Here is a 25,504-nt window from a genome sequence, read left to right on the forward strand (position 1 = left end):
TTAGGGATTGAAATGGAAACCCCACAGCGAGGAACGAGTGAGGAGTTGGAATGGAAAGCCCGCCCGAAGGGAACGCCCATAAAAAAAAGGCTGGCACCTGGAAGTACCAGCCAATTAAAATCAAAACTAATCTAACTATAATGAATTCTTCTTTATAAAATCGATCACTTCGTCGATGTAAGCAAAACTCATACCGACTACCGTATCGGCAGCTCCGTAATAAACGGCAACTTTATTTCCTTCGGTTAAAGCGGCACATGGGAATATGACATTAGGCACATCGCCAACCAACTCGTAAGGTGCGGCTGGGGCCAACAAATACGGTTGAGAACGGTATAAGACCTTATCGGGGTTTTCGAGGTCGAGAAGGGCTGCTCCCATGGAATAACGGAACCCGTTACAGGTATTGATTACCCCATGATAAAACATCAGCCAACCCTCGTTGGTTCGAATTGGAACTGAACCGGCTCCAATTTTGGTACACTGCCATGCACTGTCTGTAAATTCGGACACTTTCATTACACAACGATGTTCTCCCCAATATTTCATATCAGGACTGTAAGAGATGTAAATATCGCCAAAAGGTGTATGGCCATTATCGCTTGGACGACTCAACATTGCGTATTTTCCATCTATTTTCTCTGGAAACAAAACACCGTTACGATTGAATGGTAAAAAAGCATTTTCGCACTGATGATATGTCTTAAAATCGAAAGTATAAGCGATTCCAATTGTTGGTCCGTGGTAACCGTTGCACCAGGTAATCCAATAGCGATCTTCAATCCAACAAACACGAGGGTCGTATTTGTAATCGGAGTCGATCATATCAGTATTGCCTGCAATCATTTGGATAGGATCATGATTGATGTCCCAATTGATTCCATCTTTACTAAAACCGGTAAAAATATTCATTTGAACCGACTTATTATCACATCGGAATACTCCGGCAAAGCCATCCTCGAAAGGTACTACTGCGCTATTAAAAATACTGTTTGAGGATGGAATATCGTACCTTCCGATTACAGGATTTTGTGAAAATCTCCACATCACATCAGTACATCCTTCTGGCCTATCTTCCCAAGGCATATTTGCTTTACTAGTCATTTTCAGTTCGTTTATTCTATATTTATTATCAATAATATTTGACTTTGATTGTAAACTTATCGTTTCAATCCTCTTTGGTTTCTTTTTTGCAATACTGATAATCTGCTGGGTAATCTTCGAGCTTTTTATACCAGGTATAATAAAGTATAATGCTCGTAATTATAAACAATGCAACCACCCACGACAATGAGCTGTACTTTCCAATCACAAAATAGATAGGGATAAGCGGTAACATCATTTGCCATCCTACTCCAATGGTACAATTGAACATGTCTTTTAAGAAATCGTTATTCGGTTCGGCTTCTGGTTTTTGAGCTTTTAATTTTAAATAAACCGGTTTCCAGAATCCCCATGGACGAACACTTTCATAAAATTTAATTAAAACCTCATCGGATTCAGGTTTGGTTAGTAAACTGCCAACAACCGAAGAGGCAAAAGAGAATAGGAAAATGTACGGGAAAGCATAAATTGGAGACACTTCGGGAAACACCAGAGGTGCAACCAGGGAAACAATCAATCCGGCAAGCATTCCGTAAAAATAGCCATAACCGTTAAATCTCCACCACACCCATTTCAAAAGGTTTGATGCGGTATATCCGCCAAACAAAGCTCCTACCAGCCATTTCATTACAGTATCGATACTTTCGGCAAAAAAACCAAAGAATATTCCTACAATTACAACTGCGAATGACGACAAATAACTCATTCGAATGTATTTCTTTTGAGAGGCATTCGGATTGATGAATTTTTTATAGATATCGTTTACAATATAAGCTGGTCCGGCATTTACATTTGCGGCAAAAGTGGACATAAAGGCCGCAATTAATCCGGCCAGCAATAAACCTTTAGCTCCATCGGGAATAAAATTATTTAAAGCATAGGGCAAAACCATCTCAAAATCGATATTAGGCCCCATTTTATTGAATTCAGGAGCCAGATAAACCAAAGCCAAAGCGGCTAAACCTGCAATCATCAAATAGCGGGGTACGAATAATACCAAAGATACAATTCCACTCATTTTAGCTGCATCTTTAGGTGTTTCGGTAGAAAGTATGCGTTGCATATCGTAACTGGGTACAGGTCCGGCAATACTTACCAGTACTCCTTTAAAAATCATCATCATCATCAAAACCGAGAACATATTATATCCGTCGATATCAATTTTGTTGTTTACCGCAGGAATTAGATTACTCCAATCTAAATCAAGAGTCCAGCCAAAGGATATATCAGTCCAACCTGCAGGTACGGCAGCTGCTATCTGCTCTGGTGTAACTAAGGAAATAGCAATTACGCCTACCATTATACAGGCAATAGTCATAATCACAAACTGAAGTACTTCCGTAAAAACCACTGAGTACATTCCACCTTTAACAACATACAGGGTGGTTAAGCCCATGATGAGAATCGCATACATGTTCTCCGATTTAATGCTTAGACCCAAAACAGTGGCATGCAAATCCCAAGGAAAGAATGTTTGTGCGAATTTACCCACTCCAACAAATCCGTAGGTAATAAAACCGATTACACTGACAATGGCAAAAAGCACCACTATTAAATGCGAAAGTTGTGATCCCCGGCCATCACCAAAACGGGTTTTCAGCCATTCAGCTCCTGTCATTACATTCGAACGCCGCAACCAGACAGCCATGAACATCATTAGAAAAATTTGATTCCAAACCGGCCATAACCAAGGTATCCACAGTGACTTTAAACCATACACAAACAAAATAGTAACCGTCCACATGGTTCCGGTAATGTCGAACATACCCGATGCGTTGGAAACTCCAAGCATGTACCATGGTATTTTATTTCCTCCCAAAAAGTAATTAGACAGGTTTTCTGATGCCTTTTTTGATAGAAAATAACCAATGAATATGGTTAAAATAAGGTATCCTACAATTATGGATAAATCGAGTGTAGATAAGTTCATTTAATAAAAATTAAATTTCATCTGCTTCGCTTTCTTCTGAATTAACAAAAGGAACAAATCTTGCTGCTAATAGAGATGGAATTATAACTACAAGTATGCATATAAAAAACAACTTATAACCTAACCAATCGCTCATAAAACCACTTAACATACCCGGAAGCATAATGCCCAGATTCATAATTCCTGTAGCAAATGCATAATGAGCCATTTTATATTTTCCAGGAGCAACTTGTTGCATCATAAACAACATTAAACCCACAAAGCCAAAACCATATACAAAGTATTCAACCACAACTGCAGATCCGATTAGAAATATACTTTCCGGGCGATAAATGGCCAATAGAGCATAAATTATAAATTGAATATTAAAAATGCAAACTAGAGTGAATAAGGATTTTTTTAATCCTCGTGCTGAAATATAATAGCCTGCTAAAATTGAACCTATAACAAAAGCTCCAGAACCAAATACGCCATAGATAAGGCCTATTTGCGAAGTACTAAGTCCCAAACCTCCATCTTCGATTGCTGCTTTAAAAAATAAAGGAGCTATTTTAATGGCAAAGCCTTCGGTAAATCGGTATAAGATGATAAAGACAATAAACCAACCAATGTGTTTTTTGTGGAAAAAGGTTTTTATAACATCCCACAAGGTTTTAAATCCCTCATTTAACGAAGCAACCTCACTGCTTGCATTTCCTCCTGATGGTAACATTTTAATATGATACAAAGCCAATGAAATCATAATTACAGAATAGGTGAGCATAACGGCCATCCATGCATGTAATACACCAAAACGTTCTTCAAGAATGCCTGCTAAGTATACAAAAGCACCAGCAGTTAAGATTTTTGCAATATTATACGAAGCACCTTGCCATCCAATATATTTTGCTTGTTCTTTTCCTGATAAAACACTTAGGTAAACTCCATCGGCAGCAATATCGTGGGTTGCACCACTAAAGGCTATAACAGCTAATAAAGCAATCGAATATGTAAAGAAATTATCTAATGGCAAGGCCAATGCGACCAGAGCAAATGTAAATCCTGTTACGAGTTGAGTTGCAACAACAAAATGTTTTTTTGTTTTAAACATTTCCAACATTGGACTCCATAGTGGTTTTAATGTCCAAGGTAACATGATGAGCGAGGTCCAAAATGCAATTAACGAATCGGATATCTCAAAACTCTTAAACATAAGTACCGATGCTTGAGCAATGGCAATAAATGGCAAACCCATCGCAAAATATGCCGTAGGAATCCAAGTAGCTGGGTGTTTTTGTTTGTTATTAGTTTTTGACATTTGTGCTTAACAGGTGTTATAGAGTTGTTTTTTTATTTTTGAGAAAAAATTCTAGTTCGCCTCCTTGGATTATTGTTTTGTGAGTAATGAAATAAGAGTTTTGTTTCTTTCCATTAATCATCATTTTATCAATAAACAAATCGCCTTTATTCTTGCGATGTGTAAGAATTTCGAATGATTTTCCTTTGTGAAATTCAGGATCTAATTCAATTGAAATTTTATCGAATACAGGGCTTGTAATTGCATAATCGGTATTGCCCGGACAAACAGGATAAATTCCCATCATGCTGTAAACGATCCATGCAGATAAGGTTCCACAATCGTCATTACCAGGAATGCCATCAGGAGCATTTTTGTAATAGGTATCGATTAATCGGCGAACTTCTTTTTGTGTTCTCCACTCTTCGCCTTTGGCATAATTGAATAAGTATGGATAGTGAATATCTGGTTCATTCGCCATATCGAAAAGCTTATCGTCGAAAACAGATTGTAACTTATTTACAAAATTTGACTTCCCTCCCATTAATTGGATCAAACCTTTCACATCATGGGGAACGCAAAAAGCGTACTGCCATGCTGTTCCTTCATGAAAACCTGGACTTGGCTCGAAGTTTTCGCCTTGTTTTGGATCAAAATCTTTTAAGAAATCACCATTCTCCAAACGAGGACGAAACATTCCAAATTTGGGATCGAAATATTCTTTGTAACGAAGAGACTGATTCAAGAATTTCTTGTAATCATCCTTTTTATCAAGAGCCTTGGCGAATTGTGCCAAATTCCAATCGGCTATGTAATATTCCAAAGCATGAGAAACTGAGTTGTCAAACTCCTCAACTAAAGGCACATATCCATCCGCCAAATAATGATCGATATCTGGGCGCAGCTTGTTATTTTTTCCTGGAGTTGTTGCAGATTTCACCATTGCAGAATAGGCAGCTTCTACATCAAAATCTTTTAATCCACGCAAGTATGAATCTACAATTACAGGAATGGCTGGATCGCCTTCCATAACGTGTGTTTCTTTACTATTCAGCTCCCATTTTGGCAACCATCCGCTTTCCTTGTACATGTCGACCATAGATCGAACCATGTCCTGTTGTTCCTGAGGATATAACAAAGCCATTAATGGGTGGAAATTTCGATAAGTATCCCATAAAGAAAATACGGTATAACGATTGCAATCATTGGTCTCACGAATCTCGAAAGATTCCATTGCCGGATATTGTCCGTTGACATCGTTTATGATGTTTGGATGAATTTGAGTGTGATACAATGCTGTATAGAAAATGGTTTTCTGATCATTGGTTCCGCCTTCTACTTTTACCCGACTCAAAGTGCTATTCCATTCCTGTTTGGCTTGCAATCTGGTTTTTTCAAAATCAAACTGATTCGATTCTGCTTCTAAATTCATTCTTGCATTGGCAATACTTACGTAGGATACTCCAACTTCAGCAATTATTTGTTCATCAGTGCTGGTATTGAAAGTGAAATAAGCTCCAATCTCATCGCCAAATAGTTCCTGAGTGTAGTTTTTGTAATACTTGAATTGTCCATCGGTATCGCTCCAGGCAGATTCCGCTTTCATTTCCGGCATTTTTTTCCAAACACCAAATTCTTCTGCTTTTTTGCTGAAGCGGGCCACAAAATAAACCGGACGTTCCGAACCATCGTTATAACAAAAACTTCCCGTCATTCGAGAACCTTCAATTTCCTGATTGTTTACAATTCGAACCTTTGCACCCGTTTCATTGGATAGACCCAAACCTAAATTTAAAAGAATATTCGATTTCCCTTTTGGAAAAGTATAGCGACTAATTCCTGTTCTTTTTGTAGAACTTAACTCGGCTTTAACTCCATATTTTTCTAAATCGGTGGCGTAATATCCAGGACTTGCCACCTGATTTTTTAGGATCGAGCCGTACTCTTTATGATCTGCATTCACCTCTCCTATGGTTGGCATCAATAAAATAACGCCCAAATCGGGACAACCAACACCACTCAGGTTTACATGTGAAAATCCGGTAAGGAAAGAATTATCCCAGGAATATGGTGTTGACCACCATCGGGCATCCTTATCGTAGGTATTCAAATCAGATCCTGAAACATTAAAAGGACTTACGGAAACCATTCCTCGTGGTACAATTGCGCCAGGATTTGTGGTACCAAAATTAGTCGTTCCAATAAATGGATTTACGTAATCGGTAAATTGTGCAAAACAATTTATACTTAGAAAAAAAAGAATCAAAATTCCTGATAAGCGCTTCATCAAGTTGGGTTTTGTTAGGTTGTAATTCTAAATTAAAATAATACCGAACGGGAACTGAGCTAGCCAAGCACTTCCCCGAACGGGTTCTAATTTCTAATCTATAAGTCAAATAAAAGCTTTAAGGATTAAAAGCAGATTAATTTTAAGATTAATCACTCGTTTCATTCATTAATCCATCTGAAAATAACGAATTACCAAAGACTTACTCTCACAACTATCCCTAGTTGGTTGTTCTAACTTACTTTTTAAATTCTCTAATTTCGATAGCCTGTCCTCCACTGTTTTGCATCTTCACATGCAAACTTGTTCTAGTATCTACTGCTTTTTTAGAGATTTTTATTTCGGTTGGATTATCACTTAAGGATGTGTTTTCTGTATCCGCATAAATGGTCGCAACATACTTTTTATCTGCATCTAAAAAGCTCAAATCTAAATCAATTTCTCTTGCATTTTCATCGGTGATTGCACCGACGTACCAATTCGAACCTTTCCGACGGGCAACAGCATACACATCCCCAATTTCGGCTTCCAGCACTTTAGATTCTTCGAAATCTGCCGGCAGATTCTCAAAAAACTGAAAAGCTGGCTGACCTTCGTAATTGCTCACCAAATCGGAAGCCATTTGCAAAGGACTGTACAAACAAACCCACAAAGCTAACTGCTTGGCTAAGGTTGTATTCACACGGGAATTTCCTTTATCGTTGCTATTCCATTTGGTATATTCCTTGCGGTTTTTGTACAAAATATCAAAAGTTCCCGGCGTATAGTCAATTGGTCCTCCCAAACAACGTGTAAATGGTAGTATTAAATGATGCTCTGGCGGATTTCCTTCACTCCATCCGTTCCACTCCATGCCTCGCGCACCTTCCCTTGTCATCATATTTGGATAGGTTCGACTTATTCCTGTCGCTTTTATCGGTTCATGCGCATCAAGCATTAATTGATATTTGGCTGCAGTCTCCACTACTTTTCGATAATGTTGAACCATTTTTTGTCCGTGATGAAACTGTCCATTGGGAATTGGCCCGGCATATCCTGTTTTTACCACTCGAATTCCATTAACATGTAGTTTCATGAATGCATCATCCATACTTTCTTCGTAAAAAATATAATCGCCACCCGTTTCGTGATGACCTATTAATTCTACGTCTTTTGACTTTGCATACTTCACAATTTCATCAAAATCAAAATCAGGATAAGGAGTTATTTGATCGAATGCTTTTGGATTTCCCCAATTTTCCCAACCTGTGTTCCAACCTTCCGCTAAAACTGCCTGCACATTGTTTTTTGAGGCGAAATCGATGTATTTTTTCATATTTGCGGTTGTCGCACCATGTATTGGTCCAGGAGTCCAGGTTTCTACCCCCAAATGCATTCCCCACCAGATACCTATGTACTTCATAGGTTCAATCCATTCTGTATTGGGTAATGCGCAAGGCTCATTCAAATTCTGAATCAAATTTGATTCTACCAAGCCTGCTGCATTTTTGCAAAGCATCACGGTTCTCCATGGAGACAGCAATGATTTTTTTGCTTTTACCTTCACTCCATCGGGCCACGGAACTAAATTCGCTTGAAAATTAGTAGTCCCCGTATTCTTCAAAGTCATTCCAGCATAATTAGTCAGATTCGCTTCATGGATACTCACGTAATAACCCGATTCCATTTTCACAGTGATGGGTGTATTCGCATCGGGCACTTCGCTTAATTTGGTAGTTCGGTAAAGCATTTCGTACGAATCAAAATTGGCAGGGATAGACCATGCTGTTCCATTTTGCGCAAAGTTGAATTCAGTTAATTCGTCGGTAATATTAATGCTATCAATTCCGTTTTGTTTTGGAATTTCATATCTAAAACCTAAACCATCATCAAATAAACGCACATGAACATTCAAATCATTGTTTGCGTGATTTTTTAAGGAAATTATTAACTCATTGTACTTTTCAAGTATCCTTTCATTTGGCCCCCAAACTGGTTTCCAATTCTCATTCTTTTCATTTCTAACTACATTTAGAATTCTTAAACCATCCGTGAATAAGGAATCTTCACTCAATTCTATCCCTAATCTTGAATCAGAGAATATTTGATTTTGATTGGTTTGAAGCTTATAAAACGCCTGCCCATTCTCATTCAATTTCAGATTGAAAGCAATTTCACCATTGGGTGATAACAACTCAAGGCTTTTACTGGTTTCGCATGCAGAAAATAGCAAGACTGACAGCAATACAACAATTATCATTCTATTCATAATTACTCAATCACATAAGTTTTTAATTCGGGGCCAACTCCCTTTATGGTTAATTTCTTCCATTGTTTTGGTAAACATGGATTCTTTTGTTCTATTCCATTCTCTGTAAAATGTAAACCTCCAAATCCGAAAAGAACTGTTTGCAACATACCGCCAGCACCTGTCGCGAAATATGGATTATTGCTATAAGCAGATTCGGAAAGTGCTCCAAATGGAGGTCGTTTATTTGGCACATAAGCTTTCTTAAAAAGTTCAAATGCTTTTCCCGGCTCACCCAATCGTGCATACAATACTCCTAAAACAGAATAAGACATGGCTGGACCTTCCGGAGCAATCTTAGGCTCATAATATTCCAAATCTCTTCTTATTTCTTCGGGTTTAGTAACAATTGCCAAAGGATAGGCCAATAAATTAACATCTGCCTGCTTAATAATCTCCCCATTGTATTCCGCATTCTCTTTGGTAACACCATCCTCGAAATAATTAAACTTCAAACCATTAGCTACATTACCCCAAAGAGGATTGCTTTCTTTTTTGAGAATTTCTCCCGCCTCAATTGCAAATTGCAAAGCGGTTTTCGCCGATCCATTGGTAAAGGCATTGTCATTGGCATGATGATAGAATTCATTTGCCCCGACCACATTATTTATTGAAAAACTACCATCTGCATTTTGCACAGAACGACTAGTCCAAAAATCAGCCACCTCATTCAAAACGGGAAATCCCCTTTCCTTCAACCACTCCTTATCTCCTGTAGTTCTGTAGTAATTCCAGAAAGCAATGCCGATATCTGCAGTTATGTGATGTTCAAAAGTTCCGGTTAAAGCCCAGGTTGGTGTCGCCTCTTCACCTGTATCATCCGATTCCCATGGAAACATGGCACCTGTATAGCCATAATTCTGCGCTTTATTCTTTGCCATCTCCAGTCTGTCAAATCGGTAATTCAGTAAAGATTTTGCAATTTTCTGATTAAAAACCAAAAGAGGTGGAAACATCCATAATTCAGTATCCCAAAATACATGTCCATTATAACCTTGGGCAGATAAACCCATTGGAGCAATGCTCAAATTAGAGTCATCTCTGGCAAAAGAATACAAATGATACAATGCCAAACGAATATCTTGCTGAGACTCCAGATCTCCCTCAATTTCAATATCACCTTTCCACAATTCAGACCAAAGTTCTTTATGACGATTAATCACGGCTTGTTTATTTCCCAGAAGCTGAAAAATAACCATTCTCTCCGATTCACTCTTCGGATCTTTAAAATCCTGCGATGTACAAACCGATCCAGCCCAAGCAAAATTATACTCTTCATCTTTTTTCAGAGATTCAGAAAACCCCACTTCATTGATAAAAGAATTTTTCAAGTTGTGCTTTAAATCTGGTGTTTCTCCTTCAAATATAAATGTTGCAGTGGTCGCCAAATTATGTTTTCCAAAAGGACTTTTTGCCAGCGTTTGTAAAAGTGGCATTCGCGCATCCAAATCTTTCAATACCCTAAATCCTGAAACAACATTTTGATATCCTGCAGGACAAATAATTTGTCCATTCACCTTAACTTCTAATTCCTTTTGCAAGGATTTGATTTTCACATCAACCAATCCTGAATAAGGCATGCCTCGTAAGGCATATAATGTAAAAGATAGTTCAGCATAATCCTTAAACTGACATGATGTTGTAAACGAGGCTGATTTCATATTCAGCACTTGTTTCCAATTGGAACAATTTGCAGTAGAAAGCGTGTCTTGATTGACAACTATTTCAATATTTGCGAAATTAATTCCCAACAACACTTTACTGACACCAAATTCCGATTCTTTGTCGTAAACATTATTCAGAACGATCGATTTGGTTTCTCCTGGCTCAGCAGAAGGAAGAATTCCCAATCGTCCATTTGCAACAGCAATACCTGTATAATTAGAATAGTCATTTGCAACAATCATCCAAGCTGAATTCTCTTGTGCAGATAAGCAATTTCCAAAAAATCCAAAAAACATAGATAACAGTAACAATTGTGCCCTAACTCGTATCATATCTCTTGTTTTTAGCTTGATTTATCTTTTTCATATAAGAAAGGCCCACAAACTCATGTTTGCAAGCCTTCCATTATATTTGATATGCTAATATCATTCTTTTTTATTTACTCATCGAATATGGAAAACTATCTTCAGTAGTACCCCTTTCTTTATTCGGTTCTGCCGACATATTAAATTCAAGATTTCCCCCGTTTAAAATATCATTGTGCTTTATGAAATTCGCTCCATATGCCTCACCGTTTAACTTGATATCATTCACAAAAACATGATCTGATGAATTATCAGTACTTGTAATTGTAAAGGTCTTTCCATTTTCAAGACTTAAAGTAATTTTATCGAAAAGCGGAGAACCAAAAACATATTCATCGGTTCCAGGACAAACAGGATAAAAGCCCATTGAACTGAAAACATACCAGGCAGAAGTTTGTCCGTTATCCTCATCACCACAGTAACCATCGGCTTGCGGAGTATATAATCTGTCCATCACCTCACGAACTCTTACTTGTGATTTCCATGGCTGACCTGCAAAGTTATACAGATAGATCATGTGCTGAATCGGTTGATTACCATGTGCATAATTTCCCATGTTCGCAATCTGCATTTCGCGAATCTCGTGGATTACTCCACCATAATAAGAATCGTCGAATTTGGGAGGCATCTCGAAAACACCATCCAAAGTAGAAATGAACTTTTCTTTTCCACCCATCAAGTCGATTAGGCCATTTACATCCTGAAATACCGACCAGGTATAATGTAGGCTGTTTCCTTCAGTAAAAGCATCTCCCCATTTTAAAGGGTTGAACGGAGACTGAAATGTTCCATCTTCATTCTTCCCTCTCATCAAACCTGATTCCTTATCGAATACATTCTTGTAGTTTTGAGCTCTTTTTTCAAATAAATCGATTTCCGCTTGAGGTCGGCCCAATTCCTTAGCTAATTTCCAAATACAGAAATCCGCGTAAGCGTACTCTAATGTTCTGGCAGCATTCTCATTGATATTCACATCATAAGGGACATAGCCTAATTCATTGTAATAATCTGCTCCGTAACGGCCTACAGAAGTTATCTCTTCATTGTATCCTTTCGTATTCTTAAGGATAGCTTCGTACAATGTTTCAATATCATATCCGCGAATTCCTTTTAAGTAAGAATCGGCAATTAAAGAAGCCGAATTCGAACCAATCATGCATCCTCTGTGACCAGGACTCGCCCACTCAGGTAACCAACCACTCTCTTTGTAAGTGTTTGCTAATCCTTCCATAATCTGAGCATTAATATCAGGATACATTAGTGTGAAAAATGGAAAGACTGCCCGGAATGTATCCCAAAAGCCATTATCTGTAAACATATAGCCGGGCAGTACCTTACCATTGTAAGGGCTGTAATGAATTACTTCATTATTAGCGTTAATTTCATGAAACTTGCGAGGGAATAACAGTACTCTGTACAAGCAAGAATAAAATGTTTTTAGTTGATCATCGGTTCCACCTTCCACTTTAATTCGGGAAAGTTCCTTTTCCCAAGCCATTTCAGCATCGGTTAAAACCTTATCAAAATTTTTCTTTCCAATTTCTCGGTCCAAATTCAATTGTGCCTGCTCAGGACTTATAAAAGACGAAGCCACTTTCACATGAACTTCCTCTCCTTTTTGAGTTTTAAATCCAATGATGGCACCAACATGCTCTCCGCTTGCTTTCAGTGAATTTTCAGTTAACTGATCTCCATTCCAGGTATGTGTCAACTCAAATTCTTTATCGAATTCGGCAACAAAGTAGTTGTGGAAGTTATCAGGAACACCACCACTGTTATTTCTGCAATAGCCAATTATTTTTCTTTCTTTCGGAAGAATTGTGACTTCAGATCCTTTAAAAAACCCATCCAATAAAATGTAGGATGATTCATTTTCCGGAAAAGTAAAGCGAAAAATAGCCGCTCGTTCTGTAGGTGTTATTTCGGCGGTAACATCATAGTCCGCCAGATAAACCTTATAGTAGTTTGGCTTAGAAACTTCAGCTTTATGCGAAAACCAAGATGCTCTTTCGTCCTCTTTAAATTTCAAATCACCAGTGACGGCCATCAATGAAAAGGCCGCGTAGTCGTTTATCCACGGACTTGGTTGATGGGTTTGTTTTATTCCTCTTATTTTTTTGGCATCATAAGCATAACACCAACCATTTCCCATTTCACCCGTCTGTGGTGTCCAAAAATTCATTCCCCAGGGCAATGCAACGGCCGGATAAGTATTTCCATTTGACAAGGAATAGTCTGAATCGGTTCCCATCAAAGGATTTACAAAATCGACTAAATTCCGTTCCTTACTGATTTCCTTCTCTCCTCCACATGCAGATAAAACCGCAACGAATAACAATAATAATACGTTTGCTTTCTTCATTATAGTACTAGTAAACAATTGATTTAGGTCGATCTTGATTCGCTTTTCCAAAATTGGGATTTGGTGTAGCTCCCATCTCGAATGTTAGCTCTCCTCCCTTTAAAATATCTTTGTGTGTGATGAATGATTTTGTATACTCCAATCCGTTTAAAGTCGCAGATTGGATGTAAATATTATCATCGCTGTTGTTATTTGCTATAATGGTAAATTTCTTATTCTCAGGAAGATTTAGACTTGCTTCATCGAACAAAGGACTTCCAAACACATAAGCACCATTGCTTGGATTAACAGGATAGAATCCCATGGAAGACATTACGTACCAGGCAGACATTTGCCCACAATCTTCATTCCCACATAAACCATCTACTTGATCGGTGTATAATTCGTTCATGATGTAACGAACCTTATCTGCAGTTTTGAATTGCTCGCCGGCATAAGCATACAAATAAGTTATGTGATGACTTGGCTCGTTTCCATGTGCATATTGACCAATTAAACCTGAGATATCCGATGATGCTCCTTCTTCCAAATCCGAAGAAATTGAGAAAAGACTGTCCAACTTATTCAAAAATGGCTTCTCGCCTCCCAAAAGAGCAATTAATCCTTCCGGATCTTGAGGAACCAACCATAAATACTGCCATGCATTTCCTTCACAATAATCGTTTACACGATGTTGGGCTGAATATGGATCGAAAGGTGTTCTCCAAGAACCATCTTTCATTTTTCCTTTCATAAAGCGATCTTTCGGATCGAAATATTTAGTATATGCTTTTGCTCTCCCCGCAAAATATTTTGCATCTTCCGTTTTTCCCAATTTTTCAGCCAGTTTGCTAATTGCCCAGTCGCTAATTGCATATTCCATGCCACTTGCCACAGATTCGTGCATCATATCACAAGGAATGAAACCGTATTCCTGTAATTCTTTAACGCCTGGTTCAAAATCGCCCATAGCCGTTGCTTTTACCGCTTCGTACGCTAATTCATAGTCTATTTCAAATCCTTTCAAACATGCATCAACAACAACCGGAACTGCACTGTATCCAACCATTGTATTGGTTTCATTTCCCCGTAAATGCCAAACTGGTAATTTTCCTTGTTGCTTGTAAATTGTCAGCATTGAATTAATCATATCCGGAACACGTTCTTGTTGTGTCAAGCTGTATAAAGGATGAGCTGTACGGTAAGTATCCCACAGCGAAAATAAGGTATAGTTTGTAAAATCAGAATTCGAGTAAACTTCCTTATCAACACCTCTGTAATCTCCATTTGCATCATTAAATAAGTTGGGAGCAATTAATGTGTGATACATTGCAGTGTAGAACACTTTCTTCTTTTTTAGATCTTTCGTTTTGATCTCAATTTTGGCCAGCTCTTTATTCCATTTAGCTTGATTTTCAGCAAGAATTTGTTCAAAATCCCAAGAATTCATTTCAGCCTTAATATTCGCCAAGGCATTTTCCATGCTTACAGGAGACATTCCGAACTTAACTTTTACTTCTTCAGAAGCTTCGGTCTCAAATTCCAGACAAGCTTTTACCGCTGTTCCCTTCGCCGCATCTCCTTTTACTAATTTATCCCCATTATATACTTCCATATCTTTAACCGGCTTAGAGAGAACCATTGCAAAATATTCTCTTTGATCTTCGGCCCATCCGGTTGAAAAACGATAACCAGCAACAATTGTGTCATTTACCTTATGAAAAAATGTCTCTGTTGAAGTATCTCCATTCCCTTCTTGTAAATCAAGAATTATTTTGGACTGATCTGATTTTGGGAATGTTATTTTATGAAGAGCAACACGTTCACTTGTAGTCATTTCAATATCTACATTATAGGTATCCAAATGTACTTTATAGTAACCAGGTTCCACTTTTTCGGTTTCATGACTGTAATAGGAAGCATAACCATTTTCTGGATTTTCCTGTGAACCAGGATTCATTTTCACATCTCCAACAGCAGGCATAATTAAAAAATCGCCTAAGTCAGTACATCCCGTTCCACTTAAATGCAAATGAGAGAAGCCTTTTACAATACTATCTGAATAATGATAGGATGAACACCAGTCCCAGCCTTGGTGAAAATTGCTTGGGCCAGCTTGAATAGCTCCAAATGGAACACTTGCACCAACAAAAACATGCCCATGTCCTGCCGATCCAATTAAAGGATCAACAAATTGAATATAGTTATCTTTTTGTTCTTCATTACCACAGGAAAATAAAGTAGTAATTGCGAGAGACAACAGAATTAGTGTTTTAAGAGAATTTCGGTATAGCATCTGGTTCTTGTTCTTAGGTTTTATAATATGCTGATATATATAGTAGCTCAAGGCTATTTAATCTTCTATGCAATACACCTTTTTATAAAAAGGCTATAAAAATATCCTTCCATTTTTAGTAAGGCGGAAGCAAACCCCTTTAATCAAATATGGTTTCCGATAAAAAAACCGAAAAATTAGAAATAGGAGCTGTCAACCGACAGCTCCTAAATTATTTAGTCAAACTATTAGTCTTCAATTACGTTCCATGAAATACCTCTCATGTCACCTTTGTAGTTTCCTGTTTTATCGGCAAATTTAACGCCGCTAACTCTATCCAACGGGAAGTAAACATTCAAACCAGTTTCAGTGCCATCGATATCAGCATCAAGATCAGCTGCATCACGAGCAACATCCCATAAACGGAAGTCTTTCATGTAACCATCCATTTTACCCCAGCCGTTACCAAGCCACATTTCACCCCAACCGGAGTTGTTTGGAGCACCTATGTCTTCTTGAACACCTTTTGCAATACCATCAACATATAATGTTGTTGTTAATACTGTGTTATCATGAACAATCGCAACATGTTGCCATACACCTTTTTGCATTGTCAATGCTTCTGCTTTTGGACCTTGCCAGCCATCTCCTGCATCCGTAAAGTTCCATAATCCTCCTGCAGACAATACGTTCTCTTCTGTTAGCTCTGTATAACCATCAACCCATATTCCGTATGTTCCGTTATTAAAGAACTCTCCACTGCCATATCCAAACAAAGATTTAACCTTTACATTGAATTCTACAGTGTAGTCTCCTTGTGGAGTATAATTAGGTGTAATTCTTAAACCTACAGCATCAGGATTATCATGATCAATAAAAACACCGTCTGTATCTGCAACTAACATTTTATTAATCAGAGCTATTTTAGCAATCAATGTTTCGGCCATTTCATCCAACTTGTCCTGACGACCTTGGTTTGCCAGAGCATCATTAGCATCAACAATTAAACCATCGATATAAGCAATAGTTCCAATTGGATAATCACCATCTTGATTACCTTCAACAACTGCAGCTTTAAAGTCAGAAATTTCCTTAATAGCATTCGTTAAGTTCGTTTTATCTAAAACGATAACCGGAGGTTCTGCAATCCACTCAATATTACCTTTTAACGTAGCAGTATAATTTCCTGTAACATCTTTAAATGACTCTCCTAAATTTGCACTGAAAGGAAAGAACATTTCAAGATTTTCTTCAGTACCATCTAAAATTGCTATTTTGTTATCGGCAATTTCAGAGGCTGTACGAGCACCTTTCCAAACTCTAACATCTTTCACGATACCATTGATAGCACGACTGGTCCAAGTTGGTCCATTACCAATAATAAAGTCCTTATCAGCACCAGGCAAATAGGTAGCAGTTTGTGATAAAACCTCAACACCATTTACGTATAATTTTTGGCTCGTAATTTCGTTTACAAAAGCAATTTGCATCCACTCACCAGCTTTTATAACACCGGCTTCAGTTTTGATATCTTTCCAACCATCGGTAGTTCCAACGTTTAGGTTAATAGAACCATCGCTAAAATAACGAATTACAAAACCACTATCAGGACCATCCTGCTCGGTTGCAAATAGATTGTTTGAATAATCTAATACCGCTAAGTCAACCGCATAAATCTGAGTTTCAATCGTGAAACTTTCAGTAAAAACAGGTTTGATATTATCTGAAATTTGAATTCCTGTTCCATCTTTCTGTTGAATCCAAGGCATTGCTACAGCTACTGTATTTTCTTTAAAAATATCAATGTAACGTTGCAATTTCACTGCAGCATCAACAAGATCTTCTTGCTTATCAGAATTATTGATACGCCAATAAGCCCAATCAACAACTTCCTGAAGTTCTTTTTTTGCACCTGGCTTAAAATCTCCGGCACTAATTCCTTCAACGCTGGTTGCGATTAAGCCTTCTGCTTCGCTAATAAGAGTCTCCAGAGATGCAGTCTCAAAGTTACCGCCACTTTTTTCATCATCATCACAAGCTGCGAAGGTAAAAACCATCAGAAAAGCAGCCAGATAGGATAACATCTTTATATTTAATTTTATTGTTTTCATATAACAAAGTTTAAATGAAGTGTTCTGTGATTTAATTAATCAGAACACTTTCATCTGTGATTTAATTAAAAGTTGCTATTCATTAATCCACTACCATCTTTAGTTTTGGTATCTGCGGTATCCCACCACACTTTGATATCCATTTTATCAGATGTTAATGTGTTAAGCACTGATGGCATATTCGCCTCATTTTGCAAATGCTCATTATCAGGATAACGTACTCTCTTCACCCAAGTACCAGCTGCAACAGTAGAACTTCCACTTACACCATCTTTAGGTAAGGTGATGCCTGGATAATCCGTTCTTCTAAAATCAGCCCAACCTTCTACTCCGTTAGGAAAGTTTGCTAACCATTTCTGAGTGATTAATTGCTTTAATTTAGCTTCATTAGTTCCAGAAAGAGCTGCTAATCCATCAATGTAACTAGTAGCATCACCGCCGTCTACACCAACGTAATCCATAGATGCTTGAACTCCTTCTTTGTATAATGCATTTGCATCACCAGAAATCCAACCTCTTAATGCTGCTTCAGCTTCCAAAAATTTAACTTCAGAATAAAACATTACCGGACAATACATACCGTCTTCTCCTCCGTCACCAATAAAATCGATATAACCACCTTCCAAATTCATCGTTGCAAAGTTTTTATCTGAATCAGCAGGAACAAGATTATAGCCGTTTTCAATTCCTAAATATTTAGGGAAACCAGCAACTTCCTTGGTTACAGGTTTTCCATCTACCTGATAAGCAAACCACCTAGGTGCTCTTGGATCTTCTCCTGCAGATGATTGATTGTAAAGATTGTCAGAGAAAGTCTTTGACATTCTGATATTGTTCCAATTCCAAGCCATTTGGTGCAAGTAATCGTACCATCCTTTGCTCCACATTGGAACTTTAGCAACGTCAGCATTGCTGGTGAATAATCCACCAGGACCATTAGCTGCCGCTTGAGCTTCAGCTTGAGCCTTGGCTGCATCAGCATTAGAAATACGCATTGCCAATCGTAAACGCAGAGAGTTACCAAATTTACGCCACTGCAATGCATCACCATTAAAAATTAAATCATAACCATCATCATATGAATACTGTGCTGCATCACCAGTTATGCTGTTGATTGCAACATCCAATCTGGCAAATAAATCAGTATAAATCTCTTGCTGAGAATTATAAGGCACTGATTCTCCAGTTCCTGCATTGAAATAAGGAATATCTCCATAGGTATCGGTCATTCTTGACCACCAGTAAACCATCCAAATTTCTTTAATGGCCAATGCATCAACAAATACGGGATCATCTCCTGCACTTTCCTGAATGGCAACAGCTTTTCGCAAAAAGTCTGTATAATGCTCTTTCCATTGATTTCCAATCCATCCATCAACATATTCATATCGTGGAGATCCAAATCCGGATACTGTATTTGCCCAGTACTGAGAATACAAGTCAGGATAAAGATTTACATTACGCTGATAATTAACGAATGGCGCTTGTATCATCGTATTAAAGAAAAACTTTGGTTCTACGTCAACAACTGCATCTTTTTTGACATTCATATCGTCAAAATCATCCGAACAACCAGTGTTCAAAACGAATAGTCCCAATGCAAGTAGTACTATATATATTTTATTCATAATCATAAATTATTTAACTATTAAAAACCAACATTAAGAGAGAACCCATAAGTTCGCGCAGATGGAACTGGAGAGAAATCATATGCTTGTGCAGCAAACTCAGTACTATAAGCACTCGCATCAGGAGCAGTACCTGGTGTGTTTTTGTAGAAATACAATAAATTTCTTCCTACAAGAGAAAATCTTGCACTTTTAACAGGATTATGAGGGATTTTACTCAATAATGATTTAGGAATGTTGTATCCAATTGCCACTTCTCTCAATTTCATATGAGAAGCATCGTACATGAATTCTTCATCTACTTTTGCTAATTGTCTCCAATACTCTTCAGCTGAAACAATAACATTATTGGCTCCACCAGCAGCAGTAACACCATCAACAAAGAATGCCATACGGTCATTTTCTGTTGTTCTAGCAGCAGTACCGGCAGAAACAGCACTTCTTTCAGAAGAAGACAAAATATCTCCACCTTCCTGAATAGAAACTAAAGCTGTTAGAAATAAACCTTTATAATCAACACTCAAGTTAATTGAACCTGTCCAATCGGGCTGAATATTTCCCAATACATGGTCATCACCCTGAGCTACAACCATCAAACCATTTTCATCAATAATTAAGCTACCATTGGCATCACGATCATAAACACTACCGCGAATTACACCTAATTTCTCGCCTGGAATTGCCATTACATTCATACCAAAACTATATTCTGGTACTCCTTCGGCTAATGATTCCATTACACTCTCGTTCATTGCAAAATTAAAATCTAAACCTACAGTCAGATCCTTCGTTTTTACAGGAACAGTAGTCAACATTAATTCAATCCCTTTATTGGTAATTAAACCTGCGTTAATTAAGATTGTATTATATCCTGAACTTTGCACACCAGGAACAGGAAGAATTTGATTTTTAGTTTCCTCGTTATAGTAGGTAAAATCAATACCTATACGATTATTCAATAATCTCAAATCAGCTCCAATTTCCCAAGAAGTAGAAATCTCCGGCTTAAGACCATCAACTACAGACTGGTCTGAAACATTTCCTCTTGTTAAGTTATAGTTACCACTCTCTAATGTGAATGATTGACTTGTATTATATGGTTCTGTTGCCTTACCTACTTTTGCCCAAGATCCTCTAACCTTTGCAAATGATACCCAATCTGGTAAATCCGTCATTTCAGATACAATGCCACTTAAACTTAAAGATGGATAAAAGTAAGAATTATCATATTTCGCATCTGCCGCAGTAAGTGCTGACGACCAGTCGTTACGAGCTGTTAAATCAAGAAAAACCATGTTTTTATATGCAACCTGACCAAAACCATATACAGAACGAACTTCACTTTCTGAAGCAGACTCTGAAGCTTTAATATTAGATCCTGCTGCTAAGAAGAAATCACCTTCTGAAGACAAACGACCTGAATTTGCACTCAAACCTTTAGATACTCTTCTCATATCATTAGCTCCAAGATTTACACCAATTGTAAAGTCTTCGTTAATTTCTTTATTATAAGACAAAAGAAACTCATAATTTTCTTCCTTAAAATTAGATTGAGTTGGGTTGTAATTTGGTCTACTTGCATCAACGTTATCTGCAAAAAGGTAACCTTCAACTGAAGAGAAATCATAAAAATCCATTCCGTACTTAAATTTTGCTTTTAAGTCAGAATTAATCTTGATGTTTGCTGCCACATAACCAAATGTTCTGTTTTTCTCGTCGTAATTGGTTGTTTGTGCTTGCAAGAAGTAAGGATTTCTATAATTAGCATTTGCTGTTGTGTATAATTTCTCAACATGCTGTCCGCTAATAATATCATAACCTGGAGTTAAATCCTGATTACGAATATTCATTGGCATCGTATTGAAATAAGAAACATAAGAATAAGTTCCTATTTCCGGACGTTCATTACCTTCTGTCTGAAAATATGATACCTTAGTATCAACGTTTAACCATGAATTAACATCATAGTCAGCTCGCAAATCAAAAGTCAATTTCTCAACTTTATGATCTTCATAAATACCGTTCATGATATCCTTACCTAAAGACACACGATAAGCTCCTTCTTCATTACCACCTGTAAAAGCAATATTGTGCTTTTGACTTGTTCCCGTGCGGGTAAAATCTTTCAAACGGTCTTTCTGTGCTTCATACGGAAGCATCTCACCTGTCCAAGACTCCAACATTTGACCTTGCATTTCAGATCCCCAAGATGACGTACTACTATTACTGTACTCTCCATTTGTTCCCTGACCATACTGATCTTGCAGATCCAGCATATAAGCAGCTTCAGACATTGTAAATCCACCGGAATAAGAAATTCCCAAACCTTTACCACGAGTTCCTCGTTTAGTTGTTACTAAAACAACACCATTACCACCTCGTTCTCCGTAAAGAGCTGCAGCATTAGGTCCTTTTAAGATAGAAACAGACTCAATATCTTCAGGATTTAAGTCAAACGCACCACCGGCACGAGATGTTCCACCCCAAACACTAGCATCTCTACTATTACCATCATCGAATGGCACACCGTCTACTACCCACAATGGAGCATTATTTCCACTTAACGAACTTGCTCCTCGAATTTCAATTCTTGAAGCCCCTCCAACTCCACCACCAGATTGATTAATCTGTACACCGGCAACTTTACCAGCAAGAGAGCTTACTAAATCAGAATTACCTCCTTGTGTTAACTCTTCAGCCTTTACATCCTGAACGGAGTAACCAAGAGCCTTCTTTTCTCTTTTAATACCTAAAGCGGTAACAATAACTTCACCAACTTGCAATGCGTCAGTAGCCATCACAATATTAATTACAGATTGAGAACCAACTGTAATTTCTTGTGTTTGCATTCCGACAAAACTGAATACTAAAACACTGCTGGCATCCGGAACCGTAATTTCGAATTTTCCATCGATATCCGTTACCGTTCCAATTGTAGTCCCTTCAACAACAACAGACACACCAGGAAGTGATATCCCTGAATCCTCAGTAACAGCACCTGTTACTAATTGTTGTGTAGCAGAAACAGATGAATAGTCTTCAGTTAAACTGTTAACGTTTGCATTCGCAGAAAATGGAAGAACCATCATCGCGCAAAGCAACGCAAAAATCCCAATCTTACTTCCAGTGCCTAATGGGTTAGATAGGCCTGAATGAAGATTTCGTAAATAGCATTTCTTCATAGTTAGAATTATTAATTATACAATGAACAAAAAAATAGTGTTGTTTTTTTTCTGTAACCAATATTAGCGCAATCGTATTAATTCACGATTAATATTGAATTAATGCAGTATCAAAAATCATTAATCAGAACCGTCTTTATTGATCTACAGGCATTTACAATAATGCGCCAATTTGATATATTCTTTAAAGATTTATTGAACGCCCGACTATTTTTAGTTAGAATTAGTTTTTCAATTTGTTAGGAAAATCAATAGGGGGAATTGACAATCTAAATTTTCAGATGTTTAAACAAAAACAAACGACTACATAATAAAAAAGTATCCATTTTATATGTTTTATTGTTTAAACACAGGCAAAACTTTGCTTCAAAATTAATGCTACAAACATAGTCTTTTTGGGTTATTCTCTTTATAATCTAGCTATAATTAGATATATTTGAACATTACCAAACCCACTAATTAGGAATGAGATTTTTAGTCGCATTAATTACCCTTATCATATCTTCGTTACATCTTTATGCCGATCACGGCATTTATTTTAAATCCAACGAAGTATCAAAAGAAAATAGAACTGGTGTTGATATTACGCACAAGAATAACATATCGTACACCAATAATTTCACCATATCTTTCATGCTTTCTTTACGGCAAACGGATACTCACTATGGTGAGATTATGTCCTTAAAAGAAGAAAATGGAAATAATTTAATTCAGGTTACCTACAGAGAACCTGACTTGTATGTAATTCACAATAAAAAGGAAACCAAATTTCACTGTAATTTTAATGAATTAAACCTAGCTCGCAACAGATGGGTTTCATTCGAACTTAAAATTGATAGTGAGAATGGAGATATCTCTTTTAGACTTGGAGACCATCATTTTAAAAACTCAATAGAATTCCCAACAGCCTCCGAATTCTCATTATCACTTGGTGTAATTAATAAATATGGCTTTTACATTGATGAAGTGCCATCTATGTCTATAAAAGATTTAGCGATTCATGTTGATGGTACTCCTAAACATTTATGGCCATTTCGAAAAACAGATAATGACAAAGTAAAAGACATATTATCAAGCCGGACTGCGAAAATTTACAATCCTGATTGGGTGATTGATTACCACAATCAGTGGACAAAAGTTAAAACATTATCGTTTCCCTCAATGCCATCAATGGCATATGATAAAAAAAATGAAGTAATTTATTTCGTTCTCGAAAATGGTGACACACACACCTACTCGCTAAAAACAAATGCCTTAACAACCAACAAAAAAAAATCGGGCTTTCCGGTTTTTGAAAAATCGCAACAACTTATTATTAATAATAAGAACCAACTGGTATCCTATAGCTTAAATCACAACGATTTTTCGATCTATAATCCAGAGAATCAAATCTGGAGTCATTCCGATAGTGTAACTAATGATTTACCAAAGTGGTGGCACCACAACAAACTAATTCATCCTATTACGAATCAAATAACTACGCTTTGCGGATACGGGTATTATTCCTATTCCAATTCAATCAAATCTTTTAATGAGAAAAGTAAAAGCTGGACTGAACTTAAGCTAAAGGGTGATTTATTTGAACCTAGATATTGTAGTTCCCTTGGATTTTCAGCTGAAAACAGTAACGTTGTTTATTTATTTGGCGGCTTGGGCAATTCGCTTGGAAAACAAATTTTAGGAAAGGAATTTTACTACGATCTATATAAAATTGACTTTAAAAAGAAAGAGATTAAAAAATTATGGGAATTAAAGCGAAATGATCAATTTCAATACCTACCCGTAAATTCATTAAAAATTACTGAAAAAGACAGTGCCTTTTACACCTTACTATTTTCTTGTCAAAAAAGCAGTACTCATCTTAAAGTAGCAAAAGGGTTTATTAATGATCCAAAACTATCTTTTATTGGGGATAGTATTCCTTATGAATTTGTTGACATCAAATCATTTGCAGACTTGTACTATTGGAAAAGTGAAAATAAATTGATTGCTCTTACTTCACAGGAAACCGATGCTGATGCCGAAACATATGAGGTATCCATGTATTCGATAAGTTATGAGCCAGGAGCTGATATAGAATTAAATATGGAAAGTCATTCTCTTCCATTATCTATAAAATTATTCTACATCTTTTTAGCTGGTATACTGCTTTTATTAGTCTTTTATGTGAGGGGAAAAGTTAAAGCCCGAATCAAAAATGAAAAAATAGAAAAGACGCCCATTTTTACTATCCCTGAAAAACTTTCAACCTATGAAATTCCTCAATTGAATTCCATTCTTTTATTTGGCGGATTTCAAGTTTTTGATAATAACAGTAAAGATATCACCTACCGCTTCAGTCCAACTCTAAAAGAATTATTCCTGTTAATTCTATTGTATTCTCTTGAAGATGGCAAAGGAATATCATCACGAAGAATTCAAGAATATCTTTGGCCTGATAAATCAGAAGATAAGGCAAAAAACAATAGAGGTGTAAATATTAAAAAATTACGAAGTATTTTAGAAGACATTCAAGGTGTGGAAATTACTTTTGACAATAATTACTGGAAAATGATACTTGAGAAGAATGTTTTTTGTGATTTGGCAAGTATTCAAAACAGCATTGCCAGCCAAATAACAAACTCCGATAGTAATAAAATAGAAGAAATAATTCAGATTTTATACAGAGGTACTCTGCTTCGTGATATAGTGCCTGAATGGTTGGATTCCTTTAAAGACAAAGCAACTGGTACAATTGTAAGTACCCTGGAGGAAATGGTGACCAAATTCAGCTTTGAATCATCTATTCGTCTGGCTATTTCAAATGTTATTTTTGAATTCGACCCTATGAATGAAACTGCTCTTCGTGTAAAGTGCAGCCTTCTTTCTATTCAAGGAAAACATAGCATAGCAATGGAGACTTACGAAAATTACAGAAAACTCTATGTAAAACTCTACAACGAGGAATACCAATTCTCGTTTAAAGATATCGTTTCAGAAAACACAACAATTTAACGCATAAAAAAACCAGACTTTCATCTGGTTTTTAAAACCTACTAAATCACTAACCCACT

At 37.0% G+C, this 25,504-nt stretch carries 12 protein-coding genes; 1 reads left to right on the forward strand and 11 read right to left on the reverse strand.

The annotated features are described in order from the left end of the window. Positions 1–135: 135 nt before the first annotated feature. The 11 genes from ALGA_RS22550 to ALGA_RS22600 form a co-directional block, all read right to left on the reverse strand. A complete protein-coding gene (locus ALGA_RS22550) occupies positions 136–1,104 on the reverse strand; it encodes a glycoside hydrolase family 130 protein (RefSeq protein ID WP_096433232.1) in 969 nt (322 codons plus the stop codon). A gap of 64 nt (positions 1,105–1,168) precedes the next feature. Next, positions 1,169–3,034 (reverse strand): sodium:solute symporter family protein, encoded by a 1,866-nt coding sequence (locus ALGA_RS22555; RefSeq protein WP_096433234.1) that lies wholly within the window; start codon positions 3,032–3,034, stop codon positions 1,169–1,171. Positions 3,035–3,044: 10 nt separating this feature from the next. Continuing rightward, positions 3,045–4,331: an MFS transporter gene (locus ALGA_RS22560; protein WP_096433236.1), complete on the reverse strand. Its 1,287-nt coding sequence runs from the start codon at positions 4,329–4,331 to the stop codon at positions 3,045–3,047. Between the two features lie 16 nt (positions 4,332–4,347). Further along, positions 4,348–6,597, reverse strand: a complete 2,250-nt coding sequence (locus ALGA_RS22565) for a GH92 family glycosyl hydrolase (protein WP_096433238.1) — start codon at positions 6,595–6,597, stop codon at positions 4,348–4,350. 238 nt (positions 6,598–6,835) lie between these two features. Further along, positions 6,836–8,845, reverse strand: coding sequence for a glycoside hydrolase family 97 protein (locus ALGA_RS22570; RefSeq protein WP_096433240.1), 2,010 nt, complete (start codon positions 8,843–8,845; stop codon positions 6,836–6,838). 2 nt (positions 8,846–8,847) lie between these two features. Next, positions 8,848–10,881: a glycosyl hydrolase family 95 catalytic domain-containing protein gene (locus ALGA_RS22575; protein ID WP_197705654.1), complete on the reverse strand. Its 2,034-nt coding sequence runs from the start codon at positions 10,879–10,881 to the stop codon at positions 8,848–8,850. A gap of 103 nt (positions 10,882–10,984) precedes the next feature. Beyond that, positions 10,985–13,276, reverse strand: coding sequence for a GH92 family glycosyl hydrolase (locus ALGA_RS22580; RefSeq protein WP_096433244.1), 2,292 nt, complete (start codon positions 13,274–13,276; stop codon positions 10,985–10,987). A gap of 7 nt (positions 13,277–13,283) precedes the next feature. After that, positions 13,284–15,551, reverse strand: a complete 2,268-nt coding sequence (locus ALGA_RS22585; RefSeq protein ID WP_096433246.1) for a GH92 family glycosyl hydrolase — start codon at positions 15,549–15,551, stop codon at positions 13,284–13,286. A 227-nt stretch (positions 15,552–15,778) separates the two neighbouring features. Further along, on the reverse strand, positions 15,779–17,641 hold the full coding sequence (locus ALGA_RS22590) for a LamG domain-containing protein (RefSeq protein ID WP_096433248.1): 1,863 nt from the start codon (positions 17,639–17,641) through the stop codon (positions 15,779–15,781). 65 nt (positions 17,642–17,706) lie between these two features. Beyond that, complete coding sequence (locus tag ALGA_RS22595) at positions 17,707–19,269, reverse strand: SusD/RagB family nutrient-binding outer membrane lipoprotein (RefSeq protein WP_162845521.1); 1,563 nt, start codon at positions 19,267–19,269, stop codon at positions 17,707–17,709. A gap of 20 nt (positions 19,270–19,289) precedes the next feature. Further along, positions 19,290–22,451, reverse strand: coding sequence for a SusC/RagA family TonB-linked outer membrane protein (locus ALGA_RS22600; protein WP_096433252.1), 3,162 nt, complete (start codon positions 22,449–22,451; stop codon positions 19,290–19,292). A 465-nt stretch (positions 22,452–22,916) separates the two neighbouring features. On the opposite strand from ALGA_RS22600, the gene ALGA_RS22605 reads away from it, so the two are divergent. Then, positions 22,917–25,445 (forward strand): Kelch repeat-containing protein, encoded by a 2,529-nt coding sequence (locus tag ALGA_RS22605; protein WP_096433254.1) that lies wholly within the window; start codon positions 22,917–22,919, stop codon positions 25,443–25,445. Positions 25,446–25,504: the final 59 nt, after the last annotated feature.

Origin of the sequence: Labilibaculum antarcticum, from assembly GCF_002356295.1 — a bacterium.
GTDB lineage: Bacteria > Bacteroidota > Bacteroidia > Bacteroidales > Marinifilaceae > Labilibaculum > Labilibaculum antarcticum.